Annotated in this window: 15 protein-coding genes, 1 tRNA gene and 1 pseudogene; 12 read left to right on the top strand and 5 right to left on the bottom strand. The window is 38.4% G+C overall.

From position 1 onward, the window contains the following. Nucleotides 1–267 precede the first annotated feature (267 nt). Nucleotides 268–615, top strand: a complete 348-nt coding sequence (locus OVA16_RS01280; protein WP_267761642.1) for a transposase — start codon at nt 268–270, stop codon at nt 613–615. A gap of 22 nt (nt 616–637) precedes the next feature. Beyond that, on the top strand, nt 638–1591 hold the full coding sequence (locus tag OVA16_RS01275; RefSeq protein ID WP_267763111.1) for a transposase: 954 nt from the start codon (nt 638–640) through the stop codon (nt 1589–1591). A 108-nt stretch (nt 1592–1699) separates the two neighbouring features. Here OVA16_RS01275 and OVA16_RS01270 read toward each other — a convergent pair. Next, nucleotides 1700–1772 (bottom strand) — tRNA-Phe (locus tag OVA16_RS01270). A 233-nt stretch (nt 1773–2005) separates the two neighbouring features. Between OVA16_RS01270 and OVA16_RS01265 the strand changes: the two genes are divergently transcribed. Then, complete coding sequence (locus OVA16_RS01265; RefSeq protein WP_267763110.1) at nt 2006–3301, top strand: (Fe-S)-binding protein; 1296 nt, start codon at nt 2006–2008, stop codon at nt 3299–3301. A gap of 108 nt (nt 3302–3409) precedes the next feature. Beyond that, entirely contained in the window at nt 3410–4198 is a 789-nt protein-coding gene (locus OVA16_RS01260) for a (Fe-S)-binding protein (RefSeq protein WP_267763109.1), read from the top strand. 207 nt (nt 4199–4405) lie between these two features. Here the strand turns inward: OVA16_RS01260 and OVA16_RS01255 are convergent, their stop codons facing one another. Further along, the gene (locus OVA16_RS01255; RefSeq protein ID WP_267763108.1) at nt 4406–4888 is read right to left on the bottom strand and encodes a hypothetical protein; all 483 of its coding nucleotides are present in this window, start codon (nt 4886–4888) and stop codon (nt 4406–4408) included. Between the two features lie 51 nt (nt 4889–4939). Here OVA16_RS01255 and OVA16_RS01250 point away from each other — a divergent pair, with 51 nt between their 5' ends. Together OVA16_RS01250 and OVA16_RS01245 are read left to right on the top strand one after the other, a co-directional pair. After that, nucleotides 4940–5425 (top strand): ABC transporter ATPase, encoded by a 486-nt coding sequence (locus OVA16_RS01250; RefSeq protein WP_267763107.1) that lies wholly within the window; start codon nt 4940–4942, stop codon nt 5423–5425. Nucleotides 5426–5581: 156 nt separating this feature from the next. Further along, entirely contained in the window at nt 5582–6793 is a 1212-nt protein-coding gene (locus OVA16_RS01245; protein ID WP_267763106.1) for a bifunctional 3,4-dihydroxy-2-butanone-4-phosphate synthase/GTP cyclohydrolase II, read from the top strand. Between the two features lie 321 nt (nt 6794–7114). On the opposite strand, the gene OVA16_RS01240 is transcribed toward OVA16_RS01245, so the two are convergent. Then, a complete protein-coding gene (locus tag OVA16_RS01240; protein ID WP_267763105.1) occupies nt 7115–11512 on the bottom strand; it encodes a translocation/assembly module TamB domain-containing protein in 4398 nt (1465 codons plus the stop codon). A 77-nt stretch (nt 11513–11589) separates the two neighbouring features. On the opposite strand from OVA16_RS01240, the gene tsaD reads away from it, so the two are divergent. Genes tsaD through OVA16_RS01225 form a run of 3 tightly spaced genes read left to right on the top strand, consistent with a single transcriptional unit; the run spans nt 11590 to nt 13488 of the window. Continuing rightward, complete coding sequence (gene tsaD, locus OVA16_RS01235; protein ID WP_267763104.1) at nt 11590–12591, top strand: tRNA (adenosine(37)-N6)-threonylcarbamoyltransferase complex transferase subunit TsaD; 1002 nt, start codon at nt 11590–11592, stop codon at nt 12589–12591. A 12-nt stretch (nt 12592–12603) separates the two neighbouring features. Further along, a complete protein-coding gene (locus OVA16_RS01230) occupies nt 12604–12825 on the top strand; it encodes a hypothetical protein (protein ID WP_267763103.1) in 222 nt (73 codons plus the stop codon). Nucleotides 12826–12840: 15 nt separating this feature from the next. Next, nucleotides 12841–13488 (top strand): START domain-containing protein, encoded by a 648-nt coding sequence (locus OVA16_RS01225; protein WP_267763102.1) that lies wholly within the window; start codon nt 12841–12843, stop codon nt 13486–13488. 43 nt (nt 13489–13531) lie between these two features. Here OVA16_RS01225 and recA read toward each other — a convergent pair. Together recA and nth are read right to left on the bottom strand one after the other, a co-directional pair. Then, nucleotides 13532–14541: pseudogene (gene recA / locus OVA16_RS01215) on the bottom strand (recombinase RecA). Nucleotides 14542–14676: 135 nt separating this feature from the next. Next, the gene (gene nth, locus OVA16_RS01210; RefSeq protein ID WP_267763100.1) at nt 14677–15336 is read right to left on the bottom strand and encodes an endonuclease III; all 660 of its coding nucleotides are present in this window, start codon (nt 15334–15336) and stop codon (nt 14677–14679) included. Between the two features lie 410 nt (nt 15337–15746). Here nth and OVA16_RS19970 point away from each other — a divergent pair, with 410 nt between their 5' ends. The 3 genes from OVA16_RS19970 (at nt 15747) to aqpZ (ending at nt 17454) form a co-directional block, all read left to right on the top strand. After that, nucleotides 15747–16103 carry a transglycosylase domain-containing protein gene (locus OVA16_RS19970; protein WP_324288468.1) on the top strand — a complete coding sequence of 119 codons (357 nt, stop codon included), beginning with the start codon at nt 15747–15749 and terminating at the stop codon, nt 16101–16103. A 38-nt stretch (nt 16104–16141) separates the two neighbouring features. Then, entirely contained in the window at nt 16142–16471 is a 330-nt protein-coding gene (locus tag OVA16_RS19965; RefSeq protein WP_324288467.1) for a transglycosylase domain-containing protein, read from the top strand. A 290-nt stretch (nt 16472–16761) separates the two neighbouring features. Next, nucleotides 16762–17454, top strand: a complete 693-nt coding sequence (gene aqpZ / locus OVA16_RS01200; protein WP_267765321.1) for an aquaporin Z — start codon at nt 16762–16764, stop codon at nt 17452–17454. Nucleotides 17455–17503: the final 49 nt, after the last annotated feature.

The raw sequence follows: 17503 nt of genomic DNA, 5'->3' as shown, positions 1-17503 counted from the left end.
GATAGATCCTGATCTTCATGTTGCAGATCCCGTCAATTTTTTTTTAATGGTGGACGTAGACTTTTGCATCAATTGTTGCCATTTTAACACTAAAAAAATGCGTTTACGGATACCGGAAGTCGTAAATAGCGAGATTTTCTTTGTTAAATATCTGTAACAGATTGATGTTAAATTCAGCAATTTCTCCGGCTGAATTGGGATCAAGCAAATAATCTGGGGGGATTCATTTAGATTTTTATTTTTGTTGTTCACTCTTGATTTATTTTTTTGGAACAGCAGGAACTACTCAAACTACTTCTACCGACAGAACTTATCGAACATTTTGACCTTATCCGCATCGAACCGATGGAAGATGGTTATCATTTATTTCTTGACCAGCATAATATTCCACCTGCGGAATTTGCCAGCCACAAGTTGGAATCCAAAGGATTTTTAGATCAGGCAATTATCCGTGATTTTCCCTTGCGTGGCAAAGCCTGTTTCCTTCATCTTCGCCGTCGCAAATGGCATGACCATGATACCGGCGAATCCGTTTACAGTTCATGGAATACGGTGGCAGAGGGCACGCGTTTAACCGCAGAGTTCGCTGCTTTTTTAAAAGAATTTGATCGATAACCATCCTATCAGCTGCAAACTATTGGGTCAGCTGTATGGGCTTGATGGCAGGCGGTTGCAGGAACAATATATTCGTTACCTAAGTGATTTCATGGACTGGGACCAACGTTCTCATGCAGGCCACTGGGTTCTATTCGAACAAAATATTGGAGAATACCTAAGCCTGGATGAAGTATGCCTGTCCCGGGGAGAACTCTATACGGTACTCACCAATAAGGATGCAAAGGGGAAAAAGGGTGCTTTACTGGCTATGGTAAAAGGAACCATCAGCGATCAGGCGATTGCTATACTTGAACGCATTCCCTATCGTCTTCGTAAAGAAGTAAAGGAGGTTACTTTGGATCTGGCTCCAACGATGGAGCGTATTGCCAGGCGTGCCTTCCCCAAGGCAAGACTGGTATCTGACCGCTTTCACGTGCAGCAGCTTGCAGCAGATGCTGTTCAACAAATCCGCATTCAATACCGATGGGAAGCTATCGATCAGGAAAACAGTGAAATGGAGCTGGCAAAACAGCTAAACCATCCCCATGTGCCTGATATATTAGAAAACGGAGATAGTTTAAAGCAATTACTGGCCCGTAGCAGGCACCTGTTATTTAAAGATGAAACAAACTGGACAGCTTCCCAACAGCACAGGTCAGAGCTGCTGTTTGCCAGGTATCCCTTATTAGAGAAAGCCTATCGGCTGAGCAGGAAACTGTCTCATATCTTTTCAAACACAAAGGAGAAGGGCATCGGTTTTACCAGGCTCGCCAAATGGTATGATGAGGTTGAAAAATCAGCCATAAAAGCATTTTCAACCGTGGCAAGAACCATACAGAACCACTACCACACCATCCTGAACTACTTTGACAACAGGCATACAAATGCTTCTGCAGAATCGTTCAATGCTAAAATCAAAGCACTAAGAACTCAATTCAGAGGAGTCAGAAATGTTGAATTCTTTATGTACAGATTAGCCAAAATATATGCGTAATCTTTCTAGCCCCCCCAGATTATTTGCTTGATCCGCAAAAACAGCCCTGAAGCACCTCTCAGTGCCATAAAACAAAAAAGCCCTGCATTGCTGCAAGGCTTTAGGAAGTGGTGCCTGCTGGGATCGAACCAGCGACACAAGGATTTTCAGTCCTTTGCTCTACCTACTGAGCTAAGGCACCTCCCGTTTGGGATTGCAAATGTAGCCATCTTTTTTAAAACACAAAATTATTTTTTACAAATAATGTAATTACCGTATAAATGGCGCTTTTTTCGTCTATAAATCAGCTAATTAATTTTTAAGGAAAACATTCGATAATTCATAACCGTTCTAAATTTACGAAATTATGCGTGCATAATAAATGTTTTAAAACGAAATATTTTAACTTCGTTGTACCATTACGCTAGATAAATTATGGTTTCACAAATTATATTCGTCATTTTAGCCCTGGCTGGCACGGCATTATTTTCTTATAATGGCCGTAAGGTTATCCGTAATATTAAATTAGGAAAGGCAGCAAACCGTAGCGACAAGCCTAAAGAAAGATTAATTACCATGCTAAAGGTTGCCTTTGGGCAAACCAAAATGGCGGTAAGGCCTGTGCCATTTTTCTTACACCTAATTGTTTATCTAGGTTTTGTAATCATCAACCTCGAAGTTTTAGAAATCGTGATTGATGGCGCTTTTGGTACCCATCGCGTTTTCGCCGGTTTAGGAGGTTTTTACAACTTCTTAATTGGTAGTTTCGAATTATTGGCCGCAGGAGTTTGGTTGGCCTGTTTAGTTTTCCTGATCCGCAGAAATATCCTAAAAATCAAACGTTTTTCGGGGGTAGAGATGAAAAGCTGGCCAAAATCAGATGCCAACTATATCCTTATTACCGAAATATTGTTAATGACTGCCTTTTTAACCATGAATGCGGCAGATGTAAAATTACAAGCATTGGGCGCAACGCATTATGTAACTGCTGGCGCATTTCCAGTGAGTGGTTTGTTATTAGGTTTGCTGCCTAACAGCGTTGATAGCTTAATTTTTATTGAACGCTTTTGTTGGTGGTTTCACATTGTGGGCATTTTTGCCTTCTTAAATTACCTCCCTTATTCTAAGCACTTCCACATCATGTTGGCTTTCCCCAACACTTATTTCTCTAACTTAAAACCTAAGGGGCAGTTTACCAATATGGATAGTGTAACCAACGAGGTAAAAGCAATGCTAGACCCTTCGTTTGTACCTGCCGAAACTGCACCTGGAAAGTTTGGCGCAAAAGACGTACAAGACCTTACTTGGGTAAACCTAATGAATGCCTACACTTGTACAGAATGCGGCAGGTGTACCTCTGTTTGTCCAGCCAATATAACAGGTAAGCTACTTTCGCCTCGTAAAATTATGATGGATACCCGCGATCGATTAGAGGAAGTTGGTAGAAACATCGATAAACATGGCTTGGAGCATCAAGATGGTAAATCACTATTAGATGATTACATTACTAGAGAAGAGATTTGGGCCTGTACCAGTTGCAACGCTTGTGTGCAAGCCTGCCCAGTAAACATAGATCCACTTGAGATTATCACAGATTTAAGAAGGTATGCGGTAATGGAAGAATCGGTAGCGCCAGCAAGTATTAACGCCATGTTAGGCAATGTAGAAAACAATGGTGCCCCTTGGAAATATTCGCCAGCAGATAGGTTTAATTGGAGCGAAGGGAATTAAGAACAAGGATAAAAGAGCAAGGAATAAAGAATAAAGATTTAAAGTAAAAAGCTGAGCGTTTAAAGTCCAAAAAACGAAAGAACTAAACAGCGAAAAACTAAAAATAAAATGGAATTCAAAGTACCAACAATGGCCGAGTTAATGGCCGCAGGAGAAGAACCAGAAATATTATTTTGGGTGGGCTGCGCCGGCAGTTACGACGAACGGGCACAAAAGATCACCAGAGATATCTGTAAAATCTTACACCATGTTGGTTTAAAATACGCTGTTTTAGGAACTGAAGAAAGCTGCACTGGCGACCCAGCTAAACGAGCAGGCAACGAGTTCTTGTTTCAAATGCAGGCCATGGCTAATATCGAAGTGCTAAACGCTTACAATATTAAAAAGATTGTAACTGGCTGTCCACACTGTTTCAATACCATTAAAAACGAATATCCAGGTTTGGGTGGCACTTATGAAGTGATCCATCATACCCAATTGATACAAGATTTAATTAACGAGGGTAAACTTAAGGCCGAAGGTGGCGAAAGCTTCAAAGGCAAAAAAATAACCTATCACGACCCCTGCTATTTAGGTAGGGCCAATGGCGTTTACGAAGCGCCTAGAAAGGCCTTAGAAGTTTTAGACGCCGATTTGGTAGAAATGAAACGCTGCAAAGCAAATGGCTTGTGTTGTGGTGCTGGCGGTGCCCAAATGTTTAAAGAGCCAGAAAAAGGAAAAAAAGATGTTAATATTGAGCGTATTGAGGAAGCTTTGGCTACCCAACCACAATTTATTGCTGCGGGCTGTCCTTTCTGTATGACCATGCTTAACGATGGGGTAAAACTGAAAGACAAAGAGCAAGAAGTTAAAGTTTTAGATATCGCTGAGATTACCGCAAGAGCTAATGGACTGTAGAGTGCATCGGGATAGGTCGGTTTCTCGTCATTCCCGCGTAGGCGGGAATCGTAAAGCGGTAATAGGTTATCAACCTAAGCTCTCATCCGAATTCACGCAAATGGCTTTTCAATCGCATTAAGATTCCGAAATAAATTCGGAATGACGGCAAGGATACAGGTGGTCATGCGTCAACCTAATGAACTTTTGAACAAGTGAACCAATAACCTATTTATTTGCCACCAAATTTGCCTTCGTTAAAGCCTGCAAACGTTCAGATAATTCATTCAACTGCTCTACATCAATGTTCTTTAAAGGAACCGCCAAATAAGTAGCCATACTATCTACATCTCCCTGCTTGTCTTTGCGGGTCTGCACAATCACATCATCGTTTTTGGTATGCAGCCAAAGCTCGCCACTAGCAGTATTGCCATAAAAATTCATCGACTTAAACTTCGACAAATTAAATGCAAAAAACTCTTCTTTACCATTGGTAAAAACCTTCCTATACCTGCAAAAACCATTGTTAGTAATCTTAAGTTCGTAAAGCTTTAATGGTTCGTTTTGTCCATCTTTATCATAGTGCTTATTTAGTAAATTTTGAATAAAAATGCGGTTGTCCTCAGGAATTACAAATCCAGAAAACACTAAAAAAGCTAGTGCAAACAAAAAGAAAACTAAGTTTTTTAAGTCGAATGTAAACTTTTGCATCAGAGTTGCCGTTTAAAAGATGAAAGTTAAATATTTTGATAAATTTGGGTTATGATTTTTTCTCCACAATCTAAAGTTTGGATCTACCAAAGCAACCGAAGGTTTACCGATCAAGAAACAACAGAGATACAACATATCTTAGATCGTTTTGTTGAACAGTGGACAGCCCATGGAACACAACTAAAAGCTAAAGCAGAAATTTTCCACAATTATTTTATCGTGCTAACTGTAGATCAAGAAATAGCTAGTGCCACAGGTTGTTCAATAGACTCGTCTGTAAGGATAATCAAAGATATTGAAAGTAAATATGGATTAGATTTGTTCGACCGTTTTAACATGGCCTATAAAATAGAAGATGATGTTCATGTAGCATCTAAAGAAGATTTTGAGACTTTAATCGGCATTAAAAAAATTGGGTTAGAAACTGTAGTGTTTAATAACTTAGTGCAAAACTTAGAAGAATTTGAGCAAAAATGGGAAGTGCAATTGCAACACAGTTGGCATAAAAACATTTTTGCCGAGCAGCTTAACAGTTAATTATGAGTTTGCCTTGTTGCAGAGATACTTCTTGTTATAATGGTAAACTTACTTGATAATGATAATTACCTATCATAATTGCTGTTAAAGGTTGTACCTTTGCACTCAAATTAAAAATGAGGCCCAAAAACCTCATTCATTTTGTTATTACCCAAAATGGAAATCAAACTAAATACAATAGAAGAGGCACTTGCCGATGTTAGGGCTGGGAAGATCATTATCGTAGTTGATGATGAAGATCGTGAGAATGAAGGCGATTTCTTAACTGCCGCCAGAAATGTAACTCCAGAGGTGATTAATTTCATGTCTAAATACGGACGTGGATTGATCTGTGCACCACTAATAGAAGAAATGTGTGACAGGCTGGAACTGAATTTGATGGTTCAGAACAATACCGTTTTACACCAAACCCCTTTTACCGTATCGGTAGATTTAATTGGTCAGGGATGCACTACGGGTATTTCGGCACACGATAGGGCCAAAACGGTGCAAGCCTTAATTAATCCGGCTACCAAGCCAGAAGATTTAGGCAGACCTGGACATATTTTTCCGTTAAGAGCTAGAAAAGAAGGGGTTTTGCGTAGAACTGGCCATACAGAAGCTACTATTGATATTGCCCGTTTAGCCGGTTTTGAGCCTGCAGGTGTGCTGGTAGAAATTATGAACGAAGATGGTACCATGGCTCGTTTGCCAGATTTAATGCTAATTGCCAAGCAGCACGATCTAAAAATTATATCTATCAAAGATTTAATTAGCTACCGCTTAGCTGTAGAGAGTTTAATTAAGGAAGAAGTAACCGTAAATTTGCCTACACAATGGGGCGATTTTAAGATGACCGCCTACACACAATTAAGCAATGGCGCTACCCATCTAGCGATTGCTAAAGGCGAGTGGCAAGAAGGAGAGGCCGTGTTAACACGTATTCATAGTTCTTGTGTTACAGGAGATATTTTTGGCTCGTGCCGATGCGACTGTGGCCCACAATTACATAAAGCTATGGAAATGATTGAGAAGGAAGGAAAAGGCCTAATTGTGTACATGAACCAAGAGGGCAGAGGTATTGGCCTAATTAATAAACTGCATGCTTACAACTTGCAAGATGCAGGTATGGATACCGTAGAAGCTAATATACAGTTGGGTTTTAAAGGCGACGAACGCGATTATGGTGTAGGTGCACAAATTTTAAGAGCACAGGGCATTACCAACATGAAGTTGATGTCTAACAACCCAACTAAAAGAGCTGGTTTAATTGGCTATGGCTTAGAGATTGTAGAAAACATCGCTATTGAAATAGAAAGCAACAAGCATAACGAGTCTTATTTAATTGCCAAGAGAGATAAAATGGGGCACCAGATATTGAAAGGATAGTAGAAGAGGTTTTGGGTTCTACGTTCTAGCCTGAGTTCGATTATTAACCAATTGATTATTAACTTTTAAAACTGATGCTGAACTAAATTCAGCATGACGAACCGCCAATTTTCCGTTACCCTGAATTTATTTCAGGGTCGGCGAACTCAATAAGTTTAAATAATGCTGTAAAATAAACAAATAATAATCGAACTCAGGTTTCTAAGTAAAAATAGCCAGAAGTTTAATGCTTCTGGCTATTTTTTGTGGTTGCTCTTATTGTCAATGATATAGTTGGGTTGCTAGATACTGATTCCTGATACCTAACTCCGTACCGCTAACTCATTTTCTCTGGTTCTTTTTGCTTTCGTTAATGATCGCCTCTTTGTTAATGCGCTGCTTTTCTTTTTCGGCCTCTTTTTTCTTTTGCTCTTTACGGTACTTGCCCGATATTTTTTGAAGCAGCTCGGTAAAAGTATCAAACTGTTGGTTGTAAATTAGACCTAACGACGTAATATTTTGATATGGATTGATACCTGGGTTGGCAAAGATGCTTTGAATGGTAGGTGGTTTATTGGCTACTTTTCCTACCAAGCTGCCATCTTTCTTTATTAAGCCTAAAATCTCTACCTCACGGCCAATTTCGTTTCTAAAACCAATGGCATTGTCAATAAAACTTTTGCTGATATCTGTAATACCCGCATTTACAATAATCCTATCATTAAAAAACTTAGCAGATAAACTCGCTTCGTTAAAAGAGCGGATATTGATGTCTACAAAGTTGAGGTTTAAGCTAGAAAGTACATTGTTAAGCTGGTTAAAAATTAAATCTGTGGCGGTACCTGTACCTACCGAACCCAATTGTTGGCTTAGGTTTTCTGCACCAGAACCAGGAGCAAACCTACGCTGAATAATTAAGCTCAAAGCTTGGGTATTCATGTTATTTCCATCATTAAAATAAGATTGTAACTCTTCTTTAATGGCTGGGTTGGCAGGGAAAAAGATGTCTAGCTTAATGTCTGGCTTCATTAAAAGCCCAGTTAGCCCCATCTCTACTTCGGTTTGGGCAGTTTGTGTGGCATTACTACTTGCATCACGGTTGGCAGCTTGGTATAAATCTGCAAGAGCAGCACGCAAGGTGTAAATGGCTTTAAGGTTAATTTGTGCGTTTACTGGGTTTCCCGTCCACCTAATGGTTCCGCCTTGTCTAATATCAAAACGCTTGTTAATTACCTCTCTGGCTGTAAAATCAAACACGCCACTTTCAATAATATAATCGCCTTTCATCTCAAAATCGCCAACTTTAGAGATGTTTAATTCTAGCTCTGCATTTCCTGTGCCACTAAGCTTGCCTAAAACGGTAAAAATATTAACCGTGGTATTGGGGTCTACACTCAGCTTAAATTTCATACTCAGCCCTTCAAAGCTAGATACTTTTTTAACTACCTTGGTGGTGTCTTTACTTACAAAAGTGATGAAATCTTTATCGTTTATAGTTTCTGAGCTGTTTAAAGGCAAGCTAAAAACAGTACCTTTTTCGGTTTTAGCATCAATGTCAATAAACATATCATTGGTAGGTCCTCTAAACGAAAACTTGCCTGTACCGTAGGCCTTACCGAAATAAATGGCATTGTCTTTAGAAGTGGTATTTAGTGCCATTAATCCTTTAGCTTCAAGCTCAACTTGGATGTTCGGATTATCAAGGTTTTTAAGGTCCACACTTCCGTTGGCAGTTCCGGTATGTCCCTCAAGATCTTTAAGTACTAAATTATTCAGTTGTATGGCACTGTTGTTAACAGTAACCTCATCATCAATAATGTAGGTTGTTTTTAGATAGTTTACGGTTACTTGGGCTTGGTTTAGTTCAATATCGCCATTAATTAGAGGTTCATTAAAAGCTCCCTTAACCGTTAAATCTGCTGATACTTTTCCTTTTAAGTTAGATACCAATTTGCGTACAAATGGAGTTAGCAATGCAAGTTCGCTATCATCTAATTTTACATTTAGGTCTATCTGCTTTTCTGCTGCGTTTAAATTTCCGGTAATGTTAAATGTTTCTCTATCGGCAGCTACAATTTTGGTGTATACGGTAACTATTTTACTGGTGCTATTAAAAGACGAGGTATCTGTTAAACTGCCAATGTAGGTGTCGTTAAAGCCAAGCGAGTCAATTCTTAAGCTATCAGAAATTAAAGGCGATTTTAATGCCCCAAAAACCTTTGTTTTCCCGTTAGCTAAACCTGCTAAATTAATTCCACTAGATTTTAAGAATGGATTTACAGTTTTAAGGTTAAAATTTGCTAAAGCTAAAGTTACCACGTCAGTTGGGTCTTCAGATATGATGCCGTTGATTTTTAGTTCTTGTTTGCCATTGCTAAGAGAAAAGTTTTCTATTTTAGTTTTTCCCTTGTTAAACCCAATCTGCACTTTCTCTTCTATTGTCCAATCTTGGTAGTTAATTTTTAGGTTAGAGGGCAAAATGCTGATTTTTGAGGTGTCTGGTAAAAATTCTACCAATCCGTTTAAATCAAGTTGGTTGGCATCATCGGCGTTAGATAACTTAACGTTTAGTGCCAAGCTATCGTTACGTAGGATATTGGAGATATTGACATTTTTGATGTACAAGCTATCATTCAAATCTACCCTGTCTGACGAGATAATTGCCGTAAGTTGTTGCGGAGAAGTGCTCTCATCTATAATTACATTGTTAGCCACAATGCCCTTAAATTTTAGCCGTTTAATTACTCCGCCCAAAGTAGCCGTGTTATTTCTAGAGTCGAAAGCACCAACAAGCAATGATTCTTTATCGATTTCTAATCCCGGAGAGATGAGCTCGGCAATAGGTTCGAAGTTTTTTATTTTTAACCTAAAATCAAATACTTGGGTGTTAAACTTATAAATTTCGGTTTTTAAAGATGGTACGTAGGTTTTGCCTATGGTTTTAAAATAAGAAACAATGCTGCCTAAATCGTATTGTCCTTTAATTCCTGCTTCAAGAATATCCGAGTTAATGTTTAGGCTTCGCTCCATACCTGTGCCTTTAGCATTAATGAACACCGAGTCTACCTGATAAATTCCCCTTAGGTTATTAATCTTGATTTCTTGCAGCAATAATCTTCCCTGTAGGTTATCTAAGTTGGTTCCAGAAAAATTGGTGCTAAAAATGGCGTCTACTTTTAAAGAATCTTTATAAAGTTTTAGTGTTTTTAAGCGGGCATTTCTAATATTAGCTTTAAAATTGAATACGGGTAATTTTGGGTTTAAATTTACGCCGCCATCAAAATCTAACTGAACGTTTTTATCGTTGATTTTTAGGTTCCCGTCAAAGAATTTCTTTTCAAAAGTACCATTTATATCAATATTGCGGTAACGATATCCTTTAAAATCTAAATAGCTAATTTGGCCTTTCAGTTCTTCTTTTAAGTCTTTAATCTCGGTGCCACGGCCTTTAATATAGAGCTCCGAGCTTAGTCGGCCTAAAAGTTTTTCGTTAATTAAGTTGCCAATATCGAAATCAAAAGTCTTTACATTTCCGGTGTAAGAAGGGATGCCTTTTCCATCGATTTTCATGTTTACATCAGACTTTAAACGGCCCAATTTGGTTTTAAATTCGCCATAGGCGATAAAATCATTTTGGAACCCGGTAAAGCGACCGTTAAAATTGATATTGCCAAACTTGTTTACAATTTCTGGGATAGATTTTACACGCTTGCCCGTGAGGTCAGTTAAAATTTCGTCTAAATCTTTTTTGTTGGTTCCGGCTAGTTCAATTCTCATATCCATAAAGGTTTCGTCCCAGTTGGGAAGTCCTTTCATAGAAAAATCGCCTTTAACATAGGTTGCCTTGCCCGCTTTAAGAGAAAGTTTTTTTGCCCTTAAATCATTTACCAACCCAGTAATTTGTCCATCAATATCAATATCTAATTTAATTTTCTTTAATGCAGGCGCAAAAAATGCAACGTCGCTAGAGGCGATATGACTATTTTTGAAACTGGCCTTCATCCTAACCTTGTTCTCATAATCATTAAAGTCGCTAAAGCTTTTAAACTTCATTTGATAATAATCGGTAAGGCGGGTTTTATTGGTAACCAGCAATAATTTTTTAAGCTCTATGGCATTGCTATCTACCGTGGTTAGGGCACTTAAATTTTTAAGATAGAAGCCACTTTTTTCTCTTAAAGTAAGGTTTTTGATGTTGGTTTGTAGCAAATGATTTTTGGTGTCCAAACCTTCAAAAATGCCATTCATTTGTGTTGCTTCAATATCTTCGAAGTTTACACCATTAACTTTTTTATTGTATTTAAGGTTTTTGTATTTAAAGTGAAGGTTGTTTACAATAACCCGATCAAATGAAATCTGGAATTTTTTCTTCTTTGATGCCTTTTTAGGTTTTCCACTATCAAAATAATCAATAATGAAATCTAGATTGGTGTTGCCATCTTTCTGCGTTTTTAAGAAGAAAGTGCCGTTGTTTAATTGTACAGTATTGATATCCAAAATTCGTTTTTTCAACGAAAACTGATTAACATCCACCAAAAATTTGGGAAAGTGTGCCAAAGTATCGTTCTGCAAATCTAAAACCAGCAATTCTTCTAAAACAACAGATTTAAAAGGCCTCACGTAAAGGCCACCAACCTTAACCGTTGTATTTAGCTCTTTAGAAAGATAATTGGCTGCTTTTTTAGCTACGCAGGTTTGTACAGACTTAAATTGTAGGGAAAAAACTACACCGGCAATCAATATTATGATTGATGCGATAACCCATAGCAGTATTTTTAATAGTTTTTTAATAATTTTGTAGCTTAAATCTTTTGTACGTGCCCATTATACTAGCTATAGAATCTTCTTGCGACGAAACTTCGGTTGCCATTTGTGATAACGGCAAAATTACTGCCAATGTTATTGCAAACCAAACAATTCATGAAAATTATGGAGGTGTAATTCCTGAGCTTGCTTCAAGAGTGCACCAACAGAACATTGTACCCGCTGTACAACAGGCCTTAGCAATAGCAGGAGTGGATAAAAAGCAGCTAGATGGTGTTGCTTTTACGCAAGGCCCAGGCTTATTGGGTTCGCTATTGGTGGGTGTTTCTTTTGCTAAATCTTTCGCTTTGGGCTTGGGTTTACCATTAATTTCGATAAATCACATGCAGGCGCATATTTTAGCTCACTTTATCGACGAGCCAAAGCCAACTTTTCCATTCTTGTGTTTAACCGTTTCTGGCGGCCATACTCAAATTGTGTTGGTTAAAGATTATTTTGAGATGGAAATTGTTGGCGAAACTTTAGATGATGCAGCTGGAGAAGCCTTTGATAAGACAGCAAAAATCTTGAACTTGCCTTATCCTGGAGGGCCGCTAATTGATAAATATGCTAAAGAGGGTAACCCTACAGCATATCAGTTTCCCGAACCGCAGATACAAGGCTTAAATTATAGTTTTAGTGGCTTTAAGACAGCTATTTTGTACTTTGTAAGAGATCGGCAGCAAGAAAATCCAAATTTTATAGCAGAAAACTTGGCCGATGTTTGCGCATCAGTACAACATAGTATTGTAAATATCTTACTTAATAAGCTAAAGAAAGCGGCGAAGCAGTATAATTGTAATCAAATAGCTATTGCAGGAGGCGTTTCTGCAAATTCGGGTTTGCGCAATACGTTGTTGGGCTTACAGGACAGTTTGGGCTGGCAAGTGTTTATCCCGAAATTTGAATATTGTACCGATAATGCTGCTATGATTGCCATAGCGGGTTATCAGAAGTTTTTACAAAATGATTTTGTTGGTCAAGAGGTTGCGCCTATGGCCAGAATGAATTTCTAATATTAGTAGATTATGCAAACGAATAGTTTTATCTTTTTTGCCTTGTTGGCGATACCTTTAATCGCATTTTTAATTTGGGTAATTAGACAAGATAAAAAGAAAAATTACCTGGGCTTGGTATTGTTGTTAGTTGGCGCAGTGGTAGCAGCGTATACCATTGTGAGATTAGATTCTTCTTTTGTGAAAGAGAAAATGCCCGCTGCTGCAACGCCTAAAGCATCTAGTTTTAAATAAGCTTATTTTTGTACGATGTATAAAAAGTATCTGTTGTGTTTGATGCTTTTCTTTCTTTATAAAGCATCGTATGGCCAGGCCGATTGGACTTTGAAAAGCGCCAAGAGCGGATTGAACATTTACACAAAAACGGTTTCTTCTTCTGGCTTAAAGGGCATCAGGGTAAAGTGCACGTTGCCAGCAAAGCTTTCTCAAATAGTAGCTTTAATTATGGATGTTAATACTGGAGAGGAGTGGGTTTACGGTACAAAATCAAGTTTCTTGCTAAAAAAAGTTTCTCCCTCAGAGCTGTATTATTATTCGGAAGTTGATATTCCGTGGCCAATAAGCAATAGAGATTTTATTGCTCATTTAACAGTAAGCCAAGACCCACAAACTAAAGTAGTTACCATTAATGGGCCTACAGAGGCCAATTATTTACCCGTTAAACCTTCTATAGTTAGGGTAAGCCATTCTGTTGGTAAATGGGTTTTAACGCCAACTAAAAATAATTTGGTGCAAATAGACTATACTTTAGAGGTAGATCCAGGAGGAACTATTCCGGTTTGGTTGGTAAACCTTTTTGCTACTAGTGGCCCAGCAGAAACTTTCAAGAAAATGAAAGAACAGGTTAAAAAAGCGCAATATGTAAATGCTAATTTGAGTTTTATTGACAATGGATAATATTTGTAAGGGCAAAAAATCTTTTGCCCTTACAAATATTATGCTATTGTTCTTCTAATTGCTCGCCAGTTACTTCTTCTCTAATACGAGTTTCAATTTCTTCTGCTAATTCAGGGTTGTCTAACAATAATTGTTTAACTGCATCTCTACCTTGCCCCAGTTTGGTGTCGCCGTAAGAGAACCAAGATCCCGCTTTTTTAACGATACCAAAATCAACCCCTAGATCTATAATTTCTCCAACTTTAGAAATTCCTTCGCCAAACATAATGTCAAACTCTGCTAAACGGAAAGGGGGGCAACTTTGTTTTTTACAATTTTTACCTTAACACGGTTACCAGATACCTCATCAGAATCTTTAATTTGCGAAGTTCTACGGATATCTAAACGTACCGAAGCATAAAACTTCAGTGCATTACCACCTGTTGTAGTTTCTGGGTTACCAAACATTACCCCAATTTTTTCACGTAATTGGTTAATAAAAATACAGCAACAACCTGTTTTAGCAATAGTGCCCGTTAACTTACGTAAAGCCTGGCTCATCAAACGAGCTTGTAAACCCATTCTGCTATCACCCATTTCGCCTTCAATTTCTGCTTTAGGTACCAAGGCCGCAACCGAGTCAATCACAATTACATCAATAGCACCAGAACGGATCAAGTTATCTGCAATCTCTAAAGCCTGCTCGCCATTATCTGGCTGCGAAATCAATAGATTATCGGTATCTACACCTAGTTTTTTAGCATAAAATTTATCAAAAGCGTGCTCAGCATCAATAATTGCAGCAATACCGCCTTTTTTCTGTGCTTCGGCAATAATGTGTGTTGCCAAGGTAGTTTTACCAGAAGATTCGGGGCCGTAAATTTCAATTACACGTCCTTTTGGTACGCCGCCTACGCCTAAAGCAATATCTAAGCTAATAGAGCCTGTAGAAATTACATCCATACTTTCTACAGCTTGGTCGCCAAGTTTCATGATAGAGCCTTTGCCGTAAGATTTTTCAAGTTTATCTAAAGTAAGCTGTAACGCTTTTAATTTTTCTGTATTCGGGTTCATGTCTTTTAAATTCTGATGATAAATATAACAATATGTTTCGGCAACTATCTAAATTATGTTTAACTAATAATTTTAGCAAACATATTGAAATGTTTTTGTTTTTTGCAAATTTTTTTAGAATTAATTTTTGTTTATTTAAGTTTTGCTCACGTTTTTAGCTTTTTGCTGCTTTTCATAATATTGGCAAAAATAAGTTAGTTCACATTTTTCGCATTTTGGACTGCGAGCCACACAGATATATCTACCATGTAAAATTAACCAATGGTGCGCAACGGCAATAGTGTGCTCTGGTAAGTTTTTAACCAAATCTTTTTCAACTGCCAGCGGAGTTTTTCCTTTGGTTAGTCCTAAACGGTTGGCAACTCTAAATACGTGTGTATCTACTGCCATTGCGGGAGCATCATAAACTACCGAGGCAATTACATTAGCCGTTTTGCGGCCTACACCGGGCATTTTTTGCAGCAAATTTACATCAGATGGTACTTCGTTATTAAAATTGTTGAGTAACATATTGGCCATACCCACCAAATGTTTGGCCTTGTTGTTAGGGTAACTTACGCTTCTAATGTAGTCGAACACAATATCTGGTGTGGTTTCTGCCAAGGCTTTTGCATTAGGGAAACGTTCAAAAAGTGCTGGCGTTACTTGGTTAATGCGCTTATCGGTACATTGTGCAGACAGAATTACGGCAACCAATAATTGGTACGGATTGTTATAGTGCAGTTCTGTTTCGGCATGAGGCTGCTTTGCAGAGAAATGTGCTACAAAATGCTGGTAACGTTCTTTTTTTAGCATCTTCAAATTTACGATTTTAGATTTATGAATTACGATTTTGGAAAATGTTTGCCAGTAATGCTTGGCAATTGCTGTCCCGCTTTACGTTGCAATCTTTTTGTTATTCCGACAATCGTCATTTCGAACGCATGTGACAAATCTACTTCTAAACTACTTTAACCTAACAGATCCTTCACTAGCGTTCAGGATGACCGCCATAAAAACAAAAAGTATTTGCACTGCAATCGGGTTTAGAGAACTTAAACCTGTGCACAGCACGTGCATTTTAAACCCGACATAAGCGAGCACGTAGGGGCAAACCTATGTGTTTGCCCCGTAGTAAAGCGTTTGGCGGGGCTGAAGTTGGATAGTAGCATTGCACCTGCTTTTCAAATAATAAAATAGAGGCCAAAAATCCTACCTTTGTGGTAATGGCCCGTCAATCAACCAAATTAAAAACGAAAAAGTCTTTATTTAAACGCATTGCTATAGCTGTGGGCAAAGTGCTCTTGTGGTTTTTTATTTTCTCTTTAATTTGGGTGTTGGCGTATCGGTTCATTAATCCGCCAATTACCTTTTTAATGGTGCAGCGTAACTGGGAACGTAAAGCCGATGGCAAACCGGCAAAAATTAAAAAGGAGTGGGTTAAGTTCGAGGAAATTTCTGACAACATGAAGCGGGCGGCGGTATCGGCAGAAGACCAGCTTTTTCTTAAACACATGGGTTTTGATATCAAAGCCATTGAGAAAGCTTATGAGAGTAATCTTAAAAAAAGAAGAAAAAGGTAATTGGGGGTAGTACTATTTCGCAACAAACGGCTAAAAATGTGTTTTTATGGCCCGGCCGTTCTTACGTTAGAAAGGGTTTTGAAGCTTATTTTACTTTGTTAATAGAACTATTGTGGAGCAAAGAACGCATTTTGGAAGTTTACCTAAATGTAATTGAGATGGGGGATGGCATTTATGGAGCAGAAGCTGCTTCGCAATATTATTACGGCCATTCTTGTAGAAAAATGAAAAGAGCTGAAGCTGCGTTAATTGCGGCTTGCTTTCCTAATCCGCTACGGTGGAACCCCAATAAAGCCACACGCTACATTAAACATAGGCAATACCTTATTATGCGAAATATGAAAAGGTTGGGGCCGCTGGATTTTTAGAGTTGCCAGATTTAGTACAGCTTAATACATTAAAAGTTTAGTGAGGTTCTCTCAATTTAGGTAAGTTTAATTGATATGTTATGCTGTGAAAATTTCTATCTCACGCAATATAGTTTTCTTAATGTCATTGTGTTGTATTCAATTAAGTTGTAATTGACACAACATTAAGGAGTTAGGAATATCTCGCAATGCTGCTTTATATATGTTTTTGTTTCTATTTTGCTGTTAGATAGGCTTGCGGCGCTTTATGAAGTGGGCTGCTCGTCTAGGGTTTATCAACAAAAACATCTATCATGAAAAAGTATTTAGCAGAATTTATTGGAACATTTTGGCTCGTTTTGGGCGGCTGTGGCAGTGCCGTGTTGGCTGCTGGTTTTCCGGGGGTTGGCATTGGTTTATTAGGTGTTTCTCTAGCATTTGGTTTAACGGTTTTAACCATTGCCTATTCTTTTGGGCATATTTCTGGAGCGCACCTTAATCCGGCGGTAACCTTTGGTTTGTGGGCCGGCGGCAGAATAAGTGCAAAAGATATTGCTCCTTATGTGATTTCGCAAGTAGCGGGCGCCACTTTGGCGGCAACCGTACTTTATTTTATTGTAACGGGCAACGGTAGCCAAATTGGAGACTTTGCGGCAAACGGTTTTGCAGAACACTCGCCCGGTAAATACAGCATGGGAGCAGCCATACTTACAGAGTTTGTAATGACTTTAATGTTTTTGCTGGTAATTTTGGGTGCAACTAGCGAAAAAGCACCCAAGGGTTTTGCCGGAATAGCCATTGGTTTGGCCTTAACCTTAATTCATTTAATTAGTATTCCGGTAACTAACACTTCGGTAAATCCGGCTAGAAGTATTAGTCAGGCATTGTTTGTTGGCGATTGGGCTTTAGCACAACTTTGGTTGTTTGTTGTTGTGCCTATAGTGGGTGCTATTTTGGCGGGTTTTATTTACAGGTATTTCAATTCGGAAGAAAAGAATGTTTAAATAATGGTTTAGTGCAAGACTTGCGAAGTTTTTTAAAACTTCGTAAGTC

Origin of the sequence: Pedobacter sp. SL55 (assembly GCF_026625705.1) — a bacterium.
Taxonomy (GTDB): Bacteria; Bacteroidota; Bacteroidia; order Sphingobacteriales; family Sphingobacteriaceae; genus Pedobacter.
This window is presented reverse-complemented; position numbering and strand designations above follow the sequence as displayed.

Coding starts and splice junctions, on each gene's coding strand:
- OVA16_RS01265 (WP_267763110.1), top strand. CDS start 2,006: ATGGTTTCACAAATTATATTCGTCATTTTAGCCCTGGCTGGCACGGCA.
- OVA16_RS01260 (WP_267763109.1), top strand. CDS start 3,410: ATGGAATTCAAAGTACCAACAATGGCCGAGTTAATGGCCGCAGGAGAA.
- OVA16_RS01255 (WP_267763108.1), bottom strand. CDS start 4,888: ATGCAAAAGTTTACATTCGACTTAAAAAACTTAGTTTTCTTTTTGTTT.
- OVA16_RS01250 (WP_267763107.1), top strand. CDS start 4,940: ATGATTTTTTCTCCACAATCTAAAGTTTGGATCTACCAAAGCAACCGA.
- OVA16_RS01245 (WP_267763106.1), top strand. CDS start 5,582: ATGGAAATCAAACTAAATACAATAGAAGAGGCACTTGCCGATGTTAGG.
- OVA16_RS01230 (WP_267763103.1), top strand. CDS start 12,604: ATGCAAACGAATAGTTTTATCTTTTTTGCCTTGTTGGCGATACCTTTA.
- OVA16_RS01225 (WP_267763102.1), top strand. CDS start 12,841: ATGTATAAAAAGTATCTGTTGTGTTTGATGCTTTTCTTTCTTTATAAA.
- nth (WP_267763100.1), bottom strand. CDS start 15,336: ATGCTAAAAAAAGAACGTTACCAGCATTTTGTAGCACATTTCTCTGCA.
- OVA16_RS19970 (WP_324288468.1), top strand. CDS start 15,747: ATGGCCCGTCAATCAACCAAATTAAAAACGAAAAAGTCTTTATTTAAA.